The organism is Streptomyces sp. NPDC090119, from assembly GCF_044747085.1.
Lineage (GTDB): Bacteria > Actinomycetota > Actinomycetes > Streptomycetales > Streptomycetaceae > Streptomyces.
Map to the genome: position 1 here is coordinate 211,450 of NZ_JBIVDK010000003.1, position 18,795 is coordinate 230,244.

The 18,795-nt window shown below is 71.0% G+C and carries 17 protein-coding genes; 5 read left to right on the forward strand and 12 right to left on the reverse strand.

What is annotated here, in order from left to right:
* Positions 1-178: 178 nt before the first annotated feature.
* From ACIPPM_RS13605 to glgB, 4 genes are all read left to right on the forward strand, one after another.
* Positions 179-2,293: an alpha-1,4-glucan--maltose-1-phosphate maltosyltransferase gene (locus tag ACIPPM_RS13605; protein WP_401446907.1), complete on the forward strand. Its 2,115-nt coding sequence runs from the start codon at positions 179-181 to the stop codon at positions 2,291-2,293.
* The gene (treS, locus tag ACIPPM_RS13610) at positions 2,290-3,990 is read left to right on the forward strand and encodes a maltose alpha-D-glucosyltransferase (RefSeq protein ID WP_131589676.1); all 1,701 of its coding nucleotides are present in this window, start codon (positions 2,290-2,292) and stop codon (positions 3,988-3,990) included. Before ACIPPM_RS13605 ends, treS begins: the two co-directional genes overlap by 4 nt.
* Before the next feature lie 93 nt (positions 3,991-4,083).
* Positions 4,084-5,478, forward strand: coding sequence for a maltokinase (locus ACIPPM_RS13615; RefSeq protein WP_401446911.1), 1,395 nt, complete (start codon positions 4,084-4,086; stop codon positions 5,476-5,478).
* A 32-nt stretch (positions 5,479-5,510) separates the two neighbouring features.
* The gene (gene glgB / locus ACIPPM_RS13620; RefSeq protein ID WP_401446913.1) at positions 5,511-7,907 is read left to right on the forward strand and encodes a 1,4-alpha-glucan branching enzyme; all 2,397 of its coding nucleotides are present in this window, start codon (positions 5,511-5,513) and stop codon (positions 7,905-7,907) included.
* Between the two features lie 52 nt (positions 7,908-7,959).
* Here the strand turns inward: glgB and ACIPPM_RS13625 are convergent, their stop codons facing one another.
* The 11 genes from ACIPPM_RS13625 to ACIPPM_RS13675 form a co-directional block, all read right to left on the reverse strand.
* A complete protein-coding gene (locus ACIPPM_RS13625; RefSeq protein WP_401446916.1) occupies positions 7,960-10,233 on the reverse strand; it encodes a HelD family protein in 2,274 nt (757 codons plus the stop codon).
* Between the two features lie 135 nt (positions 10,234-10,368).
* Positions 10,369-10,701, reverse strand: a complete 333-nt coding sequence (locus tag ACIPPM_RS13630) for a thioredoxin family protein (protein WP_401446919.1) — start codon at positions 10,699-10,701, stop codon at positions 10,369-10,371.
* Positions 10,698-11,126 carry a MerR family transcriptional regulator gene (locus ACIPPM_RS13635; protein WP_401446921.1) on the reverse strand — a complete coding sequence of 143 codons (429 nt, stop codon included), beginning with the start codon at positions 11,124-11,126 and terminating at the stop codon, positions 10,698-10,700. Before ACIPPM_RS13635 ends, ACIPPM_RS13630 begins: the two co-directional genes overlap by 4 nt.
* Before the next feature lie 29 nt (positions 11,127-11,155).
* Positions 11,156-11,773 carry a pentapeptide repeat-containing protein gene (locus ACIPPM_RS13640; protein ID WP_401446924.1) on the reverse strand — a complete coding sequence of 206 codons (618 nt, stop codon included), beginning with the start codon at positions 11,771-11,773 and terminating at the stop codon, positions 11,156-11,158.
* On the reverse strand, positions 11,766-12,053 hold the full coding sequence (locus ACIPPM_RS13645) for a hypothetical protein (protein ID WP_401446926.1): 288 nt from the start codon (positions 12,051-12,053) through the stop codon (positions 11,766-11,768). Before ACIPPM_RS13645 ends, ACIPPM_RS13640 begins: the two co-directional genes overlap by 8 nt.
* Positions 12,054-12,402: 349 nt before the next feature.
* Complete coding sequence (locus ACIPPM_RS13650) at positions 12,403-13,320, reverse strand: hypothetical protein (protein WP_401446928.1); 918 nt, start codon at positions 13,318-13,320, stop codon at positions 12,403-12,405.
* On the reverse strand, positions 13,317-13,610 hold the full coding sequence (locus ACIPPM_RS13655; RefSeq protein ID WP_401446931.1) for a hypothetical protein: 294 nt from the start codon (positions 13,608-13,610) through the stop codon (positions 13,317-13,319). The genes ACIPPM_RS13650 and ACIPPM_RS13655 overlap by 4 nt, the downstream gene beginning before the upstream one ends.
* Positions 13,607-13,987, reverse strand: a complete 381-nt coding sequence (locus ACIPPM_RS13660) for a toxin-antitoxin system YwqK family antitoxin (protein WP_401446934.1) — start codon at positions 13,985-13,987, stop codon at positions 13,607-13,609. The genes ACIPPM_RS13655 and ACIPPM_RS13660 overlap by 4 nt, the downstream gene beginning before the upstream one ends.
* Positions 13,984-14,271: a hypothetical protein gene (locus tag ACIPPM_RS13665; protein ID WP_401446937.1), complete on the reverse strand. Its 288-nt coding sequence runs from the start codon at positions 14,269-14,271 to the stop codon at positions 13,984-13,986. The genes ACIPPM_RS13660 and ACIPPM_RS13665 overlap by 4 nt, the downstream gene beginning before the upstream one ends.
* Positions 14,268-14,657 (reverse strand): Imm49 family immunity protein, encoded by a 390-nt coding sequence (locus tag ACIPPM_RS13670; RefSeq protein WP_401446939.1) that lies wholly within the window; start codon positions 14,655-14,657, stop codon positions 14,268-14,270. Before ACIPPM_RS13670 ends, ACIPPM_RS13665 begins: the two co-directional genes overlap by 4 nt.
* 61 nt (positions 14,658-14,718) lie before the next feature.
* On the reverse strand, positions 14,719-16,464 hold the full coding sequence (locus tag ACIPPM_RS13675; RefSeq protein WP_401446942.1) for an MFS transporter: 1,746 nt from the start codon (positions 16,462-16,464) through the stop codon (positions 14,719-14,721).
* Between the two features lie 140 nt (positions 16,465-16,604).
* Here ACIPPM_RS13675 and ACIPPM_RS13680 point away from each other — a divergent pair, with 140 nt between their 5' ends.
* Positions 16,605-17,222, forward strand: coding sequence for a TetR/AcrR family transcriptional regulator (locus ACIPPM_RS13680; RefSeq protein WP_401446944.1), 618 nt, complete (start codon positions 16,605-16,607; stop codon positions 17,220-17,222).
* A gap of 119 nt (positions 17,223-17,341) precedes the next feature.
* On the opposite strand, the gene ACIPPM_RS13685 is transcribed toward ACIPPM_RS13680, so the two are convergent.
* Complete coding sequence (locus ACIPPM_RS13685) at positions 17,342-18,754, reverse strand: cation:dicarboxylate symporter family transporter (protein WP_401448455.1); 1,413 nt, start codon at positions 18,752-18,754, stop codon at positions 17,342-17,344.
* Positions 18,755-18,795: the final 41 nt, after the last annotated feature.

The window sequence follows — 18,795 nt, forward strand, 5'->3', positions numbered from 1 at the left end:
GACGGGGCCGGTCTTGTACGTGGACGTACGCGCGAGTAGTTAACAAAGTGCCGGATTGCCCACCCGAACCGGGTGGGAAGGCTCCCCCGGTACGACGCATCAGGCACCACAGCACCGCAGCAGGAACCGTCGCCCGCACACCCGGCCCCTACTCAAGTCGACGCGGACAGGAGCGGTCATGCCCGCCACGCACCACTCGTCAGCACCGGCGACGCCCGGCAAGGCGACCGGCAGAAAACCCGGCCGGCCGGCCCGTCAGGCGGCCCCGCCGGACGCCGCCCGGGCCATCGCGACCGAGACTCCGAGAGGACAGCCCGTCATGGGCCGCATCCCGGTCCTGGACGTGCGGCCCGTGGTCCAGGGCGGGCGCAGGCCCGCGAAGGCGGTGCCCGGCGAGGTCTTCGAGGTGTCGGCCACCGTGTTCCGCGAGGGGCACGACGCCGTGGCCGCCGATGTCGTGCTGCGCGACCCGGACGGCCGCCCCGGCCCGTTCACCCCGATGCGCGAACTCGCCCCCGGCACCGACCGCTGGGGCGCCCCGGTCAGCGCGGACCGGCCCGGCCACTGGACGTACTCGGTCGAGGCGTGGTCCGACCCGGTCGCCACCTGGCGGCACACCGCCGAGATCAAGATCCCGGCGGGCATCGACACCGCATCGGTGCTGGAGGAGGGCGCGCGGCTGTACGAGCGTGCGGCCGCCGGGGTCCCGGCCGAGCACCGGGACGTACTGCTGGACGCGGTCGCGGGCCTGCGTGACGAGGACCGCCCGGCCGCCTGGCGACTGGCCGCGGCCCTCGCCCCGGAGGTCGCGGAGATGCTGGCCCGCCATCCCCTGCGGGAGCTGGTGACGGCATCCGACCCGCTACCCCTGGTGGTGGAGCGCGAACGCGCCCTGTACGGCTCCTGGTACGAGTTCTTCCCCCGCTCGGAAGGGACCCTGGACGAACCGCACGGCACGTTCCGGACAGCGGCGAAGCGGTTGGAGGCCATCGCGGAGATGGGCTTCGACGTGGTCTACCTCCCGCCGATCCACCCCATCGGGACGGCCCACCGCAAGGGCCGCAACAACACGCTCACGGCGACCCCGGACGACGTCGGTGTCCCCTGGGCGATCGGCTCACCGGAGGGCGGTCACGACGCCATCCACCCCGACCTCGGCACGTTGGAAGACTTCAACGACTTCGTGTTTCGAGCACGGGAGTTGGGGATGGAGGTGGCGCTCGACTTCGCCCTCCAGTGCTCCCCCGACCACCCATGGGTGGAGAAGCACCCCCAGTGGTTCCACCACCGCGCCGACGGCACGATCGCGTACGCGGAGAACCCGCCGAAGAAGTACCAGGACATCTACCCGATCGCGTTCGACGCGGACATGGACGGCCTGGTCACCGAGACCGTGCGGGTGCTGCGGCACTGGATGGAGCACGGGGTGCGGATCTTCCGGGTCGACAACCCGCACACCAAGCCCGTGGTGTTCTGGGAGCGGGTGATCGGCGAGATCAACAGCGCCGATCCCGACGTCATCTTCCTGGCGGAGGCGTTCACCCGCCCCGCGATGATGCACACCCTCGCCCAGGTCGGCTTCCAGCAGTCGTACACCTACTTCACCTGGCGCAACACCAAGCAGGAACTGACCGAGTACCTCACCGAACTCTCGGGGGACGCGGCCGCCTACATGCGGCCCAACTTCTTCGCCAACACCCCCGACATCCTGCACGCCTACCTCCAGCAGGGCGGCCGGCCCGCATTCGAGGTCCGGGCCGTGCTCGCCGCCACCCTCTCCCCCACGTGGGGCATCTACAGCGGCTACGAACTCTGCGAGAACCAGCCGCTGAAGGCGGACAGCGAGGAGTACTGGGACTCGGAGAAGTACCAGCTCAGGCACCGGGACTGGGAGGCGGCCGCCCGTGAGGGCCGCACCATCGCGCCGCTCATCACCCGGCTGAACGACATCCGCCGGGAGCACCCGGCACTGCACCAGCTCAGGGACATCCACTTCCATCACACGGACCAGGACGCGGTGATCGCGTACTCCAAGCGCAGTGGTTCGAACACGGTTCTGGTGGTCGCCAACCTCGACCCGCACCACACCCAGGAGGCCACGGTCTCGTTGGACATGCCGCAACTCGGCCTCGACTGGCACGAGTCGGTGCCGGTGCGCGACCTGCTCACCGGCGAGTCCTTTGACTGGGGCAGGGCCAACTATGTGCGACTCGAACCGGGTCGTCGACCCGCGCATGTGTTCTCGGTGCTGCGACCGTCCAACCCGCGGATCGGAGGGTCACCCGCCATATGATCGTCAACGAGCCCGTTCCCGACACCTTCGAGGACACACCGGCCAAGGACCGGGACCCGGAATGGTTCAAGCGTGCCGTCTTCTACGAGGTCCTGGTGCGCTCCTTCCAGGACAGCAACGGCGACGGTGTCGGTGACCTCAAGGGTCTGACCGCCAAACTCGACTATCTGCAATGGCTCGGCGTGGACTGCCTGTGGCTCCCGCCGTTCTTCAAGTCACCGCTGCGCGACGGTGGTTACGACGTCTCCGACTACACGGCCGTGCTTCCCGAGTTCGGGGATCTCGCGGACTTCGTGGAGTTCGTGGACGCCACGCACCAGCGGGGCATGCGCGTCATCATCGACTTCGTCATGAACCACACCAGCGATCAGCACCCGTGGTTCCAGGAGTCCCGCAACAACCCCGACGGCCCCTACGGCGACTACTACGTCTGGGCCGACGACGACAAGCAGTACCAGGACGCCCGGATCATCTTCGTCGACACCGAGGCGTCGAACTGGACGTACGACCCGGTACGCAAGCAGTACTACTGGCACCGCTTCTTCTCGCACCAGCCGGACCTCAACTACGAGAACCCGGCCGTGCAGGAGGAGATGATCTCCGCGCTGAAGTTCTGGCTGGATCTCGGCATCGACGGGTTCCGGCTGGACGCGGTGCCGTACCTGTACCAGCGCGAGGGCACCAACTGCGAGAACCTCCCCGAGACCCATGACTTCCTGAAGCGGGTCCGCAAGGAGGTCGACGAGCAGTACGCCGACAAGGTCGTACTGGCGGAGGCCAACCAGTGGCCGGAGGACGTCGTCGACTACTTCGGCGACTACTCCACCGGCGGCGACGAATGCCACATGGCGTTCCACTTCCCGGTCATGCCGCGCATCTTCATGGCCGTGCGACGGGAATCGCGGTACCCGGTCTCGGAGATCCTCGCCAAGACCCCGGCCATTCCCACGAATTGCCAGTGGGGCATCTTCCTCCGCAACCACGACGAGCTCACCCTCGAAATGGTCACCGACGAGGAACGCGACTACATGTGGGCCGAGTACGCGAAAGACCCGCGTATGCGCGCCAACATCGGCATCCGCAGGCGCCTCGCTCCGCTCCTCGACAACGACCGCAACCAGATCGAGCTGTTCACCGCCCTCCTGCTCTCCCTGCCGGGCTCGCCGATCCTGTACTACGGCGACGAGATCGGCATGGGCGACAACATCTGGCTCGGCGACCGCGACGCCGTCCGCACCCCGATGCAGTGGACCCCGGACCGCAACGCGGGCTTCTCCTCCTGCGACCCCGGACGGCTCTTCCTGCCCACGATCATGGACCCGGTCCACGGCTTCCAGGTCACCAACGTCGAAGCCTCCATGTCCTCGCCGTCCAGCCTCCTGCACTGGACCCGCCGCATGATCGAGATCCGCAAGCAGAACCCCGCCTTCGGACTGGGCTCCTACACCGAGCTGGTCTCATCCAACCCGGCGGTGCTCGCGTTCCTGCGCGAGTACGAGGACGACCTCGTGGTCTGCGTGCACAACTTCTCGCGGTTCGCGCAGCCCACCGAGCTGGATCTGCGCCAGTTCACCGGGCGGCATCCGGTGGAGCTGTTCGGCGGGGTGCGCTTCCCGGCCGTCGGTGAGCTGCCGTACCTGCTGACGCTGGCGGGGCACGGCTTCTACTGGTTCCGGTTGCGCCAGGACGCGGTGTAGTCCGGCCGGGTGGGGCGGCTGCCGGTTTCCGCCGCCCCGCTCGGGGCACCGTTCAGTAACACCCCGACGATCCGGGGAAAGGACGTGACGCCCATGGCGGAAACGGTCACCCCCTCCAGCACGTCAGGTACCACAGCCGAGCTGCTCGAATCGCTCGATCCCCTGTTGCGCGAATGGCTGCCCCGGCAGCGCTGGTTCGCCGGGAAGGGGCGCGCGGTCACCGGTTTCGACCTGGTGGCCGCCACCGAACTCCTGCCTCCCGAAGGGAGGTTGGGTCTCTACCACTTGCTCCTGCGCGTCCACCAGCCACCGGCACCGGGCGCGCCCCCGCAGCCCGGTGACTGCTACCAGTTGCTGATAGGCGTGCGCGAGGCGCTGCCACCCCGGCTGGCGCCCGCGCTGATCGGCCATGTCGTGGACGGCCCGCTCGACGGGCGCACCGTCTACGACGCCCTGTACGACCCCCGGCCCGCCGAAGTGCTGCTGGAGGCCCTGCGCACCGGCGCCCGCGTCGGCGCGCTGCGCTTCGAGCGGGACCCGGCGCACGAGATCCGGGACCAGCTGGTGGCCCGGCTGATGACCGCCGAACAGTCCAACTCCTCCGTGGTGTACGGAGATACGTTCATCCTCAAGCTGCTGCGCCGGGTCACCGCGGGGATCAACCCCGATCTGGAGCTGCCGCTCGCGCTGGCCCGCGAGGGCTGCGCGCGAGTGCCCGCGCCGGTGGCGTGGCTGCGGGCCGACCTGGACACCGAGCCGTACGTCCTCGCGGTGCTCCAGCCGTTCATGAACGGCGCCACCGACGGCTGGGAGCTGGCGCTGCGCGAGCTGGCCAAGGGCGAGGACTTCACCGGTGAGGCGCGGGCCCTCGGCCGGGCCACCGCCGAAGTGCACACCGCCCTCGCCCGCGCCCTGCCGACCGTCACCCTCGGCCATGCCCAACTGGAGCTGCTGGTCGGCGGGATGACCGAGCGGCTGACGGCCGCCGTGCAGGCGGTGCCCGCGCTGCGGCCGTACGAGACCGGGCTGCGCTCGGCGTTCGAGGCGCTGGCCGACCTGGCCCACGAGGGCCAGACCTGGACCGCGCAGCGGGTGCACGGCGATCTGCACCTCGGCCAGTGCCTGCGCTCACCGGGCGACGACTGGTCGCTGATCGACTTCGAGGGCGAGCCGTCCCGCCCACTGGCCGAACGGCGCATGCCGCAGCCCCCGGTGCGCGACATCGCGGGCATGCTGCGCTCCTTCGACTACGCGGCCCACTCCGCGCAGACCCCGGCGCCCGACTGGGCCCACGCCTGCCGGGCCGCCTACTGCACCGGGTACGCCGAGGTCACCAGCCGCGACCCGCGTACCGACCCGGTGATGCTGCGCGCCTACGAGACCGACAAGGCGATCTACGAGGTCGTCTACGAGGCCCGGCACCGCCCCGAGTGGCTGCCGGTGCCGATGTCGGCGGTGCACCGCCTCGCCACGCCCGACCTGTCATGAGCCCGACCTGACCCCGACCGGGAGACTCGTCCGTGACGTCCAAGAAGCCAGCCGGCCCGAAGAGCAAGTCCGGCAAGAAGCAGGCCAAGTCCTCGCAGGCGGCCGCGGCGAAGCAGGCCGGGGCGAAGAAACCCGGCAGGCAGGCGGACTCCCCGGAGAACGCGCCGGCGAAGACGCCCGCGATCCCGAAGGCCCGTACGCCGGAGGTGCCCGCGGTACCGGAGACTCCGGAGGTGCCCGCGGTCTCCCCTGCCCTGGACCGGGCCGACCGTGAGCGGCTGCTCGCGGGCACGCATCACGACCCGCACACCGTGCTGGGCGCCCACCCGGTGCCCGGCGGGGTGGCCTTCCGGGTGTTCCGCCCGCACGCGGAGGCGGTCACCGTCGTCTTCGACGACGTGCGGGCCGAGCTGCGGGACAACGGGGAGGGCTTCTTCTCCGGCCTGCTCCCGCTGGCCGAGGTCCCGGCCTACCGGCTGCTGGTGTCGTACGACGGCACGGCGCACGAGACCGAGGACCCGTACCGCTTCCTGCCCACGCTCGGCGAGCTGGACCTGCATCTGCTGGGCGAGGGGCGGCACGAGGAGCTGTGGCTGGCGCTCGGATCGCGGGTGCTGACCCAGCAGGGCGTGACCGGGACCCGGTTCGCGGTGTGGGCGCCGAACGCGCTCGGGGTGCGGGTCGCGGGCGGCTTCGACTTCTGGGACGCGACCGGCTTCCCGATGCGCTCGCTGGGCTCGTCCGGGGTGTGGGAGCTGTTCGTGCCGGGGGTCGGGGAGGGTGAGCTGTACAAGTTTGAGATCACCCGCCCGGACGGCTCGCGCACCCTGCGCGCGGACCCGATGGCCCGGCGTACGGAGGTGCCGCCCGCCACCTCGTCGATCGTGGACGTCTCGCGCCACGAGTGGGGTGACGCGGAGTGGATGGCGCACCGCGCGGACCGCCCGGTGCACGAGGCGCCGTTCTCGGTGTACGAGGTGCATCTGCCGTCCTGGCGGCCGGGGCTCACCTACCGGCAGCTCGCCGAGCAGCTGCCCGCCTACGTCGGTGATCTCGGCTTCACCCACGTCGAGTTGATGCCGGTGGCCGAGCATCCCTTCGGCGGCTCGTGGGGCTATCAGGTCACCGGGTTCTACGCGCCGACGGCCCGGCTCGGCACCCCCGACGACTTCAAGTACCTGGTGGACAAGTTGCATCAGGCGGGCATCGGGGTGCTGATGGACTGGGTGCCCGCCCATTTCCCGCGCGACGAGTGGGCGTTGGCCGAGTTCGACGGGCGTCCGCTGTACGAGCACGGCGATCCGCTGCGGGCCGCCCATCCGGACTGGGGCACCCTGGAGTTCGACTTCGGGCGCCGCGAGGTACGGAACTTCCTGGTGGCCAACGCGGTGTACTGGTGCGAGGAGTTCCACATCGACGGGCTCCGCGTGGACGCCGTCGCCTCGATGCTCTACCTGGACTACTCGCGCGAGGAAGGCCAGTGGACGCCGAACGAGTTCGGCGGGCGGGAGAACCTGGACGCGGTCGCCTTCCTCCAAGAGATGAACGCCACCGTGTACCGGCGCTGCCCCGGCGTGGTCACCATCGCCGAGGAGTCCACCGCCTGGGACGGCGTGACCCGGCCGACCCATCACCGGGGCCCGAGCGGCTTCGGCGGGCTGGGATTCGGGCTGAAGTGGAACATGGGCTGGATGCACGACTCGCTGGCCTATATGAGCCACGAGCCGGTGCACCGCAAGTACCACCACCACGAGATGACCTTCTCGATGGTGTACGCGTACAGCGAGAACTACGTGCTGCCCATCTCGCACGACGAGGTGGTGCACGGCAAGCAGGCGCTGGTGTCCAAGATGCCGGGCGACTGGTGGCAGCAGCGCGCCAACCTGCGGGCCTACCTGGCCTTCATGTGGGCCCATCCCGGCAAGCAACTCCTCTTCATGGGACAGGAGTTCGCCCAGGGCGCCGAGTGGTCCGAGGCGCACGGCCCGGACTGGTGGCTGCTCGACCCGGCGTACGGTGCCGAGTCCGAGCACCGGGGCGTACGCGACCTGGTCCGCGACCTGAACACCGCCTACCGGGCGACCCCGGCCCTGTGGGAGCGGGACACCGATCCGGCGGGGTTCGAGTGGATCGTCGGGGACGCGGCGGAGGACAACGTCTTCGCCTTCCTGCGCCGCGACGCCGAGGGCGCCCCGCTGCTGTGCGTCGCCAACCTCTCCCCACTGGTCCGGCACGACTACCGCCTCGGCGTCCCCGACGACGTCCCCGCCTGGCACGAGACCCTCAACACCGACCTCGCCCGGTACGGCGGCGGCGACATCGCGGGCCAGGACACCGTCAAGCCGGAACCTCAGCCCTGGCACGGCCGTCCGGCCAGCATCCGCCTGACCCTGCCCCCGCTGGCGACGGTCTGGCTGCGCCCGGCGTGAGACCGTGACGTCCGTCCGGGGGCCCTGAGAGCGGCCCCCGGACGGACACCGGTCATCCCTTCAGCGCCGCCGGGACCTCACCGGTGTGCAGCACGCCGAGGCGCTGGGTGGCGCGGGTGAGAGCCACGTACAGGTCGCTGGTGCCGTAGGCGGCGGGGTCGACGACCAGGACCGAGTCGAACTCCAGGCCCTTGGCCTGGCGGGGGTCGAGCAGTACCACGTTCCGGGTCAGGTCGGGTTCGCCGCCCGCCGTGACGCCGTCCAGCCGGGCGGCGAGGGTGTCGTGCAGGGCGCGCGGCGCGATGACCCCGAGCCGTCCCTCGGCCGGGGTCAGCTCGGCCACCGCCTCCACGACCGCGCCGGGCAGGTCGCCGGAGGCGTCCCGCACCCAGGGGCGTACGCCGGTGGAGCGGACCGAGCTGGGCGGCTCGAAATCGGGCTGCTCGGCGCGGACCACGGCGGCGGCCAGGTCCATGATCTCGGACGGGGTGCGGTAGTTGACCCCGAGCCGGGTGTGCTCGTAGCGGTCCTCGACGTAGGGCTCGAGGATGTCCGACCAGGAGCCGACCCCGGCCGCCTCGGCGGTCTGCGCGGGGTCGCCGACCAGGGTCATGGAGCGGGTCGGGCTGCGCCGCATCAGCAGCCGCCACGCCATCGGGGACAGCTCCTGCGCCTCGTCCACGATGATGTGCCCGAACGCCCAGGTCCGGTCGGCGGCGGCGCGCTCGGCGGCACTGCGGTGGTCGTCCTCCTCGTGCCGCTCCGCGAAGCGTTCCGCGTCGATGATGTCGTGCGCGGAGAGCACCTCGGACGACTCCGGGTCGTCCTCCTCCTTGTCGTCGAACTCGTAGGTGCGGGACGCGTAGGACACGTCCAGCACGCCCTGCGCGTACGCGATCTGCGTCTCCCGCTCCCGGTCGGCGCGGGCGCGGGCCAGCCGGTCGTCCTCGCCGAGGAGTTCGGCGGCCTCGTCCAGCAGGGGCACGTCCGCGACGGTCCAGGCACGGGTGACGGGACGGCGTACCGCGTCGGCGTCCTCGGGCGAGAGGTGGCCGTCGGGCTCCGCGAGGAAGTCCGCGAGCAGGCGGCGCGGGGTGATCCGGGGCCACAACTGGTCGATGGCTGCCCAGACTTCGGGGTTCTCGCCGAGTTCGTCGCGGATCTGGGTGATGTCGGCGGGGTCCAGCAGGCTGCTGCCGTCGTAGGGGTCGGTGCCGACGCGTTCGGCGTACATCTCGGTGAGCGTGTTGAGGATGTGGCCCTCGAAGTGCTCGCGGGCGGCGTTGTGCGGCAGCTTGGCGGCGCGGGTGCGTTCGCGGGCGGTGGCGACCAGGCCCTCGTCGAGCATCAGCACCTCGCGGTCGTGCTCGATGGCGATCACCGGGTCCGGCAGCGCCTGGCGCTCGGCCACGACGGCGGCGAGCACGTCGGCCATCTGGGCGCGGCCCTTCACCGCGGCCGCCTCCGGGGTGTCGATGGCGGTGGCCTTCACGCCGGGGAACAGCTCCCCGACCGTGGCCAGCAGGACGCCGGTCTCACCGAGCGAGGGCAGCACCTCGCCAATGTAGCCGAGGAAGGCGGGGTTGGGTCCGACGATCAGCACCGCGCGGCGGGCGAGCAGTTCGCGGTGCTCGTAGAGCAGGTAGGCGGCGCGGTGCAGGGCGACGGCGGTCTTGCCGGTGCCGGGGCCGCCCTCGACCACCATGACGCCCCGGTGCGGGGCGCGGATGATGTCGTCCTGCTCGGCCTGGATGGTCTGCACGATGTCGTTCATGCGGCCGGTGCGCGCGGTGTTCAGCGCGGCCAGCAGCACGGCGTCGCCGGTGGGGTCCTCGTGGCCGGTGCGGGTGTCGTCGCCGAGATCGAGGATCTCGTCGTGCAGCGCGGTGACGGTACGGCCGTCGCTGGTGATGTGCCGACGGCGGCGCAGACCCATCGGGGTGTGGCCGGTGGCCACGTAGAAGGGGCGGGCGACGTCGGCGCGCCAGTCGATGAGGACGGGGGTGCGCTCGTCGTTGTCGCGGCGCAGCCCGATGCGGCCGATGTGGTGCGTGGCGCCGTCGGCGAGGTCGATCCGGCCGAAGCAGAGCGAGCCGTCGACGGAGTTCAGCGCGGCGAGCAGCCCGGAGCGCTCGGTGACCAGGATGTCCCGCTCCAGGCGTGCCTGCTGGGGCTTGTCGCCCTGGGCGAGGGCGTCCTTGACGCCGGTCTCGGCGTCGCCGCGCAGTTCGTCCACGCGCTCGTAGAGTCCGTCGATGAATTCCTGCTCGAACCGCAATTCATCGTCCGGAAATTCGGTGTTTGACAATTCCACTCCCGCCCGCATATACTGTGCTCATCAGCTTCCACATGACCTCTTTCATGAAAAAGTTCAAAAAGAAGTCGTGAACGGTCCAATATACCGAAAGAAATCCCCCGGGCGCCAATGCCCGGGGGATTTCTTCGCTTGCGGGTGTCTTGCTCAGAGCAGGTCGGCCAGCTCCTCCAGCAGCTTGCGCCTGGGGCGGGCGCCGACCATGGAGCGCACCGGCTCACCGCCCTGGAACACCATGAGGGTGGGGGTGGAGAGCACCTGGTAGGCGATGGTGGTGCCGGGATTGCGGTCCACGTCGAGCTGGACCACCTTCAGCCGGTCGCCCTCCGCGAAGGCGATGTCCTTCAGCACCGGTGCCAGCTGTCGGCAGGGCCCGCACCAGTCGGCGGTGAACTGCACCAGTACCGGCAGCTCGGAGCCGAGCACCTCCGTCTCGAAATTCCCGTCGGTGACCTCGTCGAGTCCGCTGATCACACTCACGTCTGTTTCCCTCCCAGCTCGCACACGGGTTCCGGACCCCCCGGAACCAGCGCCTCGGTGGCCAGCCCGGCCCGCGCCTCCTCGGCCCGCCGCAGCTGGCCCGCGACCGTGGCCCGCACCGCCATCAGCTCCCCGATGAGCCCGTCCAGCTCATCCAGCTTCCGCCGGTACACGGCCTGCGACGCCGGACACGCGTCCCCCTCCGGGTGCCCGGCCCGCAGACACTCCACGAACGGCCGCGTCTCCTCCAGCTCGAACCCGAAGTCCCGCAGCGTGCGGATCTGCCGCAGCAGCGTGAGGTCCCGCTCGTCGTACCACCGATGCCCCTTGGCATCCCGCCGCGCGGGCAACAGGCCCCGTGTCTCGTAGTACCGCAAGGCCCTCGCGGTCGTCCCGGCCTGCGCGGCCAGCTCACCGATTCGCATGTGCTCGACGGTAGGGGGTGACGTGGGCGTCAGGGCAAGGGCGGGATGACGGTGACGGAGGCGCCCCGCCGGTTCAGCCACTCCTCCAGGTCCGGCCCGTTCAGCCGGCCCCGCCCGCGGACCCGCGCGGGGCCGAAGAGGGTGCCGGACAGCCCCTCCACCACCGTGTCCTCGTCGAGCAGGACACGGAAGCTCGTCAGCGCCACCGTCACCCCGGTCAGATCGGCCCCCTCCAGCCGCGTGTACAGGACGGAGGCGCCGTTCAGGCAAGCCCCGCGGAAGGACGCCTCGCGGGCATCGACGCCGTACCACTCGGAGCTGCCCAGATTCGCCCCGGCCAGCACGGTCCCCCGCATCGACGCCTCGTCGAGCACCGCCTTGACCAGCCAGGCCCGGGAGAGATCGGCACCGTCCAGAACGGCCCCCTGCAGATTGGCCCGGTACAGGTCCGCCTCCGCGAGCACGGCAGCGACCAGCCGGGCCTCGCAGAACAGGCCCATCGAGAGGTCGGCACCGGTGAGATCGGCGCCCGACGCGTCGAGGCCGCACAGGTCGATCGTCCTGTCCGTCGCACCGCGCCATGTACGGATCTCGGCGGCCGCCTCGGGATCCGCGGGCAGCCGCCGCACGTGCCGGGGGTCAGCCATCACGGAGCCCCGGCGCGGCCTCGGCGCGGGCCGGCAGGCGGGTGATCTCCAGGGGGAGGCCGGAGAGTCCCTCACCGACCAGCCGCACGCGATCGCGCCGCCGGTTCCGGCCGTCCCGCTCCGCGAAGGGGGCCCGCGAGACGTGGTCCCGCAGCGTGGGGACGAGGCTCGCGGGGTCACGCCCGTACACCTCGGGCGGCACCCCCAGCGCGTCGGCGAACCAGCGGGCGTTCGCCGCCTCCCCTTGGGCCCACGCCCGCAGGTCCGGTTCCACGCTCATCCTGACTCCCCTCCCCTGCTCCTCACGGTTCACGGTCTCAGACCTCGTACATCCCCACCCAGGAGCGACGGGGAAGCCGGCGTCGTGGGCGAGGCAGGTGACGGCCAGGAGACCGAAGGGCACCACCCCGTCGAAGTCGTCGGCGCGCTACTCGTCGGCCGACCAGTGGGCCCAGTGGAGCCGCAGTCTTCCTCCAGGCTTTCGGTCAGGCTCTGGACTGCGGCCATGTCCAGCACACCCGGCCTGTGATGCCGAGCGATCTCCGCCACTGTGTCCCCCGTCGACCGGTGCGAAAGCCTGTTCGGCACGATTTTGCCCGACCCTGTCCGGGCGGCCCCACTCCGGGATCTCATGAGCCGGACAGCTCCTCCAGCGCGTCGAGGGACGGCGACACACGAGGTCGGAGGTCCGCGAGGCGGCCGACCCCGCGCGGGAGGGGCTCGCCCGCGAGCCAGGGCAGGACATCGGCCGCGGGAAGTCCCAGGCGATGAGCCTCCCGCAGCTTCAGCAGCCACCCGCGCCCGGCCTGGAAGGCGCGCTCACCGGCGGCGGTACGGGGCTCGAACCCGGCGGCGTTCTCGACGCCGTCCGCCCAGAGGTAGCCGAGGACGCGGTCCTCGTCGTCCCGGACGGTGAGGTGGTGCACGGGGTGCTCGGTGGTTTCCCGGTACTCGTCGACCGACGGAGGCAGGGAGGCACGCAGCCGACGGGAACGGGCGGCCACCTCGAACGTGCCCCAGGCGTCGTCGTACGCCGGGCCGTGGACCCTGACGTCCTCGAAGCCTTCCTCGGTGGGTGTGGCGTACGGGTTCTCGTCACCGGGCACGGGAGCACGGCCGAGGCTCCTCGAGATCTCCGCCAGCGCCCGCCGGAGCCGTGGGGCGTTCTCCGCGTGCAGGGCGAGCTGCTCACGCCCACGGGTGTCGACCGTCAGCCAGACGTCGCCGAAGGTCTCCAGGGTGACCGAGAGGAGCCGGCGCCCCCAGACCTCCGCCTGGACACGGAACAGCCCTTCGGCCTGGTGCTCGGCCCCGGAGTCGGTCCACCTGCCTGGGCACTCGCAGCAGACGCCGACCACGGAAGCTGCCTCATCGGCGGATCGCACGTACTCGTCCACCTCGGCCTCACCGGCCGCCAGGCCCGTCTCCGTGAGAACCCTCAGCATCGACACGGCGGCTGCGGCGGCCCGGGAGGGGTGGATCTCCTCCTCGGCCGCCTCGGGGAGGATCTCCCAAGTCCAGTCCCCGACGGGATCAGTGGTGATCAACGCGCGTCTCCGCTCAGACTGAGCCGGTCGGTCAGATCAGGCCCCCGGCCGCTCGCGTCCGCCTCGGGCTCCGCGGGTCCGTCGACCGTGGCCGCACCGAAGCAGGTGGGCTCACCGGGTTCTGGCGGGGTGCCCGTGCGCGGCCGGCCTTCCGCGTCGAACCAGGTTCCGGTGCCGAGGACATCGAAGTCGACCACCCCGCCGAGGGGTGCGCCACGGGGCGGCTCCCTCTCCAGGGCCCAGAACCACGAGCCCCGTTCACGGGGTGCCCGCGACAGTGCCGACATCATGTCTCCTCAGCCGGGCCGCGCCAACTCCGCGTCAGCCGCCCCGACTCGTCCCACGCGTCGTCCTCGCGCAGCGTGAGCCCGTCGGGGTCGAAGACCCTCCGTGAGGCCGGCCCGCCGTCGGGATGCCACTCCCACGACTCCCCTCGGGGCAGGCCCCGGTGGACCACGCATTCAGCACGGAGCGTCCCGTCCTGGTACCACTCTTGGGACAGCCCGTGCGGGACCCCGTGCGCGTACACGTCCAGGCTCACGAGCGCGCCGGACAGATACTCGGTCACCTCCCCGGTGAAGGGCACCCCCCGGTACAGCAGCCGGTGCCCGTCATCCATGTCGACCTCGGGGTCGTCGATGTCGATCCGCGCGGCTTTCTCGGTCATCCCGGCGGCTCCGGCTGGTCGGGGCGCTCCTCGAACAAGTAGGCGTACATGTCGGCAAGGTAGCGCCGAAGGGATGCGGCGTCGGGGAACTCGATGCCGGTCAGGCGTTCGTACTCCCCCGCCGAGAGGCCCCCGCCCGCGACGACCTCGGCGAGCCCCTCCCGCACCCCGCGCACGTACTCGTCGCGGAAGGCGTGCAGGGTCGGTCGCAGGTATCCGATCGTGTCGTAGGCGACCTCCCGTGTGAGGTAGACGCGGAAGAACCTCTCCGTCTCCTCGTTCACCTGCTGCTCCTCGAGTACACGAGGTGCTTCGGCAGGTACTCGGACTCGACCCGGACGGGCATGCCCGCGTCGTGGGCCATGCAGGTGATGGCCAGCGGGGCGAGGCGTTCGTTGTCGCGGCACACCACGGCCAGGTAGTAGGCCGTGAGCCAGTTGACGGCGTGCAGGTACTCTCTGGGCCCCGTCGCGGGCAGTTCGCTGAGGTCGTCCCCGTTTCCCGCGAGGAGCGTCACGGGGCCGTCGGTGGACGCACCCGAGATGAACAGAGCCGTCCCCCTTTCGCACTCTCGACGACCGGCGCCATCGCCGCGGCCGGGTCGGCGACCGGGAAGTGGTGCCGGGCGATTCTGGACTCCACGCGCTCCCCCTCGATGATGTCCACGCATACCCCGCGCATACGCGAACGTGCCGCCCCGTCAGTCTCCCGGGGCGGCACATCAGTCGACGTCAGCTGACGGTGGTCTCCGCCGCCCGGCTCTCCTCCGCCTTGTCGGCGGCCTCGGCCGAAGTCGCCTCCCCGGCGCCCTCAGCCGCGGTCACTTCCTCGGAAGCCTCCTCCGGCACGGCAGTCGCCGCCTTCTCGCGCCCCGGCAGCAGCACCGCCACCACGACCGTGCCGATGCCCAGGATCACCGCGCCGATCAGGCTCGTGTGGGCGACGGCGTCCGAGAACGACGACCCCACCGCGTCCGCCATCCGGTGCGCGCCCGAGGCCAAGGACGACGCCTGCTGCTTGAGTTGGGCGGCCTGCGCGGGGTCCCCCGCCCCGGCTGCCTTCGCGGCGAGGGACTGGGCCTTCTCGCCGATCGCCTGGGCCACCGCGTACCCCGCGCCCACCGAGTCCTGCGCCGTGGACAGGGCGTCGGCGGGCAGGCCGCTCCCCTTCGTGGCCGAGGTCAGGTGGTCGTCGTACGAGGTGGCGAGGAGCGAGCCGAGGATCGCGATGCCCAGCGAGCCGCCGAGTTCGAGCGACGTGTCGTTCACCGCGCCGCCCACGCCCAGCTCGGACTCCGGGAAGGCGCCCATGATCGCGTCCGTGCAGGGCGACAGGGCGAGGCCGATGGCGAGGCCCAGGACGATCAGGGACGGGACGAAGTCGGCGTACGTCGAGCCTGCGTCCACCCGGGTCAGCAGCGCGAGCGCCACCGTGCCGGCGACCATGCCCGCGCCGACCGTCCAGCGCATGCCCACGCGCGGGGTGAGGTAGCCGGTCAGGGCCGAGCCCGCGAACACCGCGCCCGCCAGCGGCAGCATGCGGACGCCGGTCTCCAGGGCGTCGTAGCCGAGGACGAACTGGAGGTGCTGGGTGAGGTAGTAGAACGCGCCGAAGACGGCCAGGAAGAAGAGGGCGACCGCGAGGTTGGAGCCCGCGAAGCGGCGGTTGGCGAAGCGGCGTACGTCCAGTACCGGGCGGGGGTGGCGCAGTTCCCAGAGGACGAAGGCGATCAGGCCGAGGCCCGCGACGACCGCCGCCGTGACCGCCTTGACGCCCCAGCCGAAGTGCGGGCCCTCGATGATCATGTAGACCAGCGCGGCGATCCAGAGGACCGACAGCAGGCCGCCGACGTAGTCGATGCGGTCGTGGTGGCCCGCCTTGGACGGCGGTACGAGGACCAGCGCGCCGACGATCGCCAGGACGGCGACCGGCACGTTGATCAGGAAGGTCGAGGCCCAGCCGTGGTCGCGGAGCAGCGCGCCCGCGACGACCGGTCCGGCGGCGATGGCGAGACCGGCCGTGGCGGTCCACAGGGTGATCGCCTTGACCCGCTCGGCGCGCGGGAAGGTCGCCGCGAGCAGCGAGAGCGTCGCGGGCATGATCAGCGCCGCGCCGACGCCCATCACCGCGCGGGCCGCGATGACCGTGGCGGACGAGTCCGCGAGGTTGCCGAAGACCGCGCCGCCGCCGAAGACGACGAGGCCGAGGATCAGCGCCCCGCGGCGGCTGTACTTGTCGCCGATCGCGCCGAGCAGCAGCATCAGCGCCGCGTACGGGACGGTGTAGCCGTCGATGACCCACTGGAGGTCGGCGCTGGACAGCCCGAGGTCGCGGGTCATGTCGGGCGCGGCGACCGTGAGGGCGGTGTTGGCCATCACGATGATCAGCAGGCTGAGGCAGAGCACGAGCAGCGCCCACCAGCGCCGGGCGTAGGGGCGCTCAATCCTCTCGACCGGTTCGTTCATGACGAGTCGCATGACAGCGGCTGACCTTCCTCGACTACGAAGACTGCGGGCAGTACATAAACTTGCACAGTGGCGTGCAATTGCACAACCATGTGCAATGTACGACCTTGCACAGTGCCGTGCAAGTCGAGAAGGTGTGCACAATGACTGCCATGACCACGGGTAACACCAGCCGCGCCGACACCAACCGCCGCCGCATCCTCGACGTCGCCCTCGCCGAGCTGCTGCGCGACCCGGACGCCTCGATGGACCAGATCGCGCGCGCCGCCGGTGTCGTACGGCGCACGGTGTACGGGCATTTCCCGAGCCGGGAGGCGCTGATCGGCACGCTCGTCGACGAGGCGGTGCAGGTGCTGACCGACGCCGACCTGTGTGCCCTCGACGGCGAGGCCGGACCGGCCGAGTCGGTGGCCCGCTCGGTGCTCGCGGTCTGGGAGATCGCCGACCGCTACCGCCTGCTGATCGCCCTGGCCCAGCGCACGGTCACGGTCCAGGGCATCCGCGACCGCCTCGCCCCCCTGCGCGAGGAGAAGACGCGGATTCTCCAACGCGGCCTGGACGAAGGCGTGTTCAGTACGCCGTTGTCCGCCGCCGCGCTGGCCTTCGTGCACGAGCAACTGCTGTTCGCCGTCATGGAGTCGGTGAACGAGGGCCTGCTCCCGCCCGAGGACGCGGGCCACGCGGCGGCGGTCACGGCACTCACGGCGGCGGGCGTACCGGTCGGCAGGGCGACGGAGCTGGTGGCGCGGGCGGGCCGCGAGAAGACGTGAAAGAGCCGCGAGAAGCGTGAAAGACCGGCCGCCCGGCCCCGGTTCAGGCGGGGTCGGGCGGTCGGCGGCAATGGGCCCCGGTGGCGGGCCGGTCCCTCAGGCGGGCGTCGGGGAATCCCTCACGCCTTGGCGAGTTCCTTCCCGCCCTCCTCCTCGGGCTCCGGGCGCCTGTCGGCACCGCCCTCGTCCAGCAGCGTCGTCTCGTCGAACGGCAGCTCACCGGCGAGGACCCGCCTGACCCGGTCCCGGTCGATCTCCTTGGTCCAGGTGCCGATCAGCACGGTGGCGACGGAGTTGCCCGCGAAGTTGGTCAGGGCGCGCGCCTCGCTCATGAAGCGGTCGATGCCGACGATCAGGCCGATGCCGTCCACCAGCGCGGGCTTGTGCGACTGGAGACCGCCCGCGAGGGTGGCGAGCCCGGCGCCGCTGACGCCCGCCGCGCCCTTGGAGGCCAGCAGCAGGAAGAGCAGCAGCGGGATCTGCTCGCCGATCGACATGGGGGTGCCGAGCGCGTCCGCGATGTAGAGGGACGCCATGGTCATGTAGATCATGGTGCCGTCGAGGTTGAAGGAGTACCCGGTCGGCACGGTGATGCCCACGACCGCCTTGCTGACGCCGAGATGCTCCAGCTTGGCGATGAGCCTCGGCAGCGCGGACTCCGAGGACGAGGTCGACAGGATCAGCAGGAACTCGCGGGCGAGGTACTTCAGCAGCAGGAAGATGTTCAGCCCGGAGACGATCCGCAGCAGCGCGCCGAGCACCACGAAGACGAACAGCACGCAGGTGACGTAGAAGCCGAACATCAGCACGGCGAGGCTCTTGAGCGCGTCCAGACCCGCCGAGCCGACCACGGCCGCGATGGCACCGAAGGCGCCGATCGGCGCGGCCCACATGACCATGGCGAGGATGCGGAAGACCAGGCGCTGGATGTGCTCGATGCCGCGCAGCACCGGCTGCCCGGCCGCGCCCATCGCCTGCAGCGCGAACCCGGCGAGCAGCGCGATCAGCAGGGTCTGCAGGACCTGGCCCTCGGTGAAGGCGGACACGAAGGTGACCGGGATGATCGACAGCACGAAGTCGACCGGGGGCAGCGCGTCGTCGGCGACCTGCGCGTGCCCGGTCTGGCGGAGCGCGTCGGTCAGGTGCAGGCCCTCGCCCGGGTGCAGGACGTTGCCGACGACGAGACCGATGGCGAGCGCCACCAGCGACATCACGGTGAAGTAGCCGAGCGCGATACCGCCGACCGCGCCCACCTTCGCGGCCTTCCGTACGGAGCCGATCCCGAGCACGATCGTGCAGAAGATGATCGGCGAGATCATCATCTTGATCAGGTTCACGAACCCGGTGCCGAGCGGCTTCAGCTCCACCGCGACGTCGGGCCAGATGAGGCCGACGGCGATGCCGAGCGCGACCGCCACGATGACGGCGATGTACAGGTAATGGGTCCGGTCCCGCTTCACGGCGGGTGCGGCTGGTGCCGTACCGGGGGTGCTGGCGGCCACGACTGCTCTCCTTGACGTCTTCGTCGGCATGACCGGCGTGCGGCTCACGTCCGGGCGTTGCAGGGGATCGC

Coding starts and splice junctions, on each gene's coding strand:
- ACIPPM_RS13605 (WP_401446907.1), top strand. CDS start 179: ATGCCCGCCACGCACCACTCGTCAGCACCGGCGACGCCCGGCAAGGCG.
- treS (WP_131589676.1), top strand. CDS start 2,290: ATGATCGTCAACGAGCCCGTTCCCGACACCTTCGAGGACACACCGGCC.
- ACIPPM_RS13615 (WP_401446911.1), top strand. CDS start 4,084: ATGGCGGAAACGGTCACCCCCTCCAGCACGTCAGGTACCACAGCCGAG.
- ACIPPM_RS13625 (WP_401446916.1), bottom strand. CDS start 10,233: ATGCGGGCGGGAGTGGAATTGTCAAACACCGAATTTCCGGACGATGAA.
- ACIPPM_RS13635 (WP_401446921.1), bottom strand. CDS start 11,126: ATGCGAATCGGTGAGCTGGCCGCGCAGGCCGGGACGACCGCGAGGGCC.
- ACIPPM_RS13640 (WP_401446924.1), bottom strand. CDS start 11,773: ATGGCTGACCCCCGGCACGTGCGGCGGCTGCCCGCGGATCCCGAGGCG.
- ACIPPM_RS13645 (WP_401446926.1), bottom strand. CDS start 12,053: ATGAGCGTGGAACCGGACCTGCGGGCGTGGGCCCAAGGGGAGGCGGCG.
- ACIPPM_RS13655 (WP_401446931.1), bottom strand. CDS start 13,610: ATGATGTCGGCACTGTCGCGGGCACCCCGTGAACGGGGCTCGTGGTTC.
- ACIPPM_RS13660 (WP_401446934.1), bottom strand. CDS start 13,987: ATGACCGAGAAAGCCGCGCGGATCGACATCGACGACCCCGAGGTCGAC.
- ACIPPM_RS13670 (WP_401446939.1), bottom strand. CDS start 14,657: ATGCGTGGACATCATCGAGGGGGAGCGCGTGGAGTCCAGAATCGCCCG.
- ACIPPM_RS13675 (WP_401446942.1), bottom strand. CDS start 16,464: ATGCGACTCGTCATGAACGAACCGGTCGAGAGGATTGAGCGCCCCTAC.
- ACIPPM_RS13680 (WP_401446944.1), top strand. CDS start 16,605: ATGACCACGGGTAACACCAGCCGCGCCGACACCAACCGCCGCCGCATC.
- ACIPPM_RS13685 (WP_401448455.1), bottom strand. CDS start 18,754: ATGCCGACGAAGACGTCAAGGAGAGCAGTCGTGGCCGCCAGCACCCCC.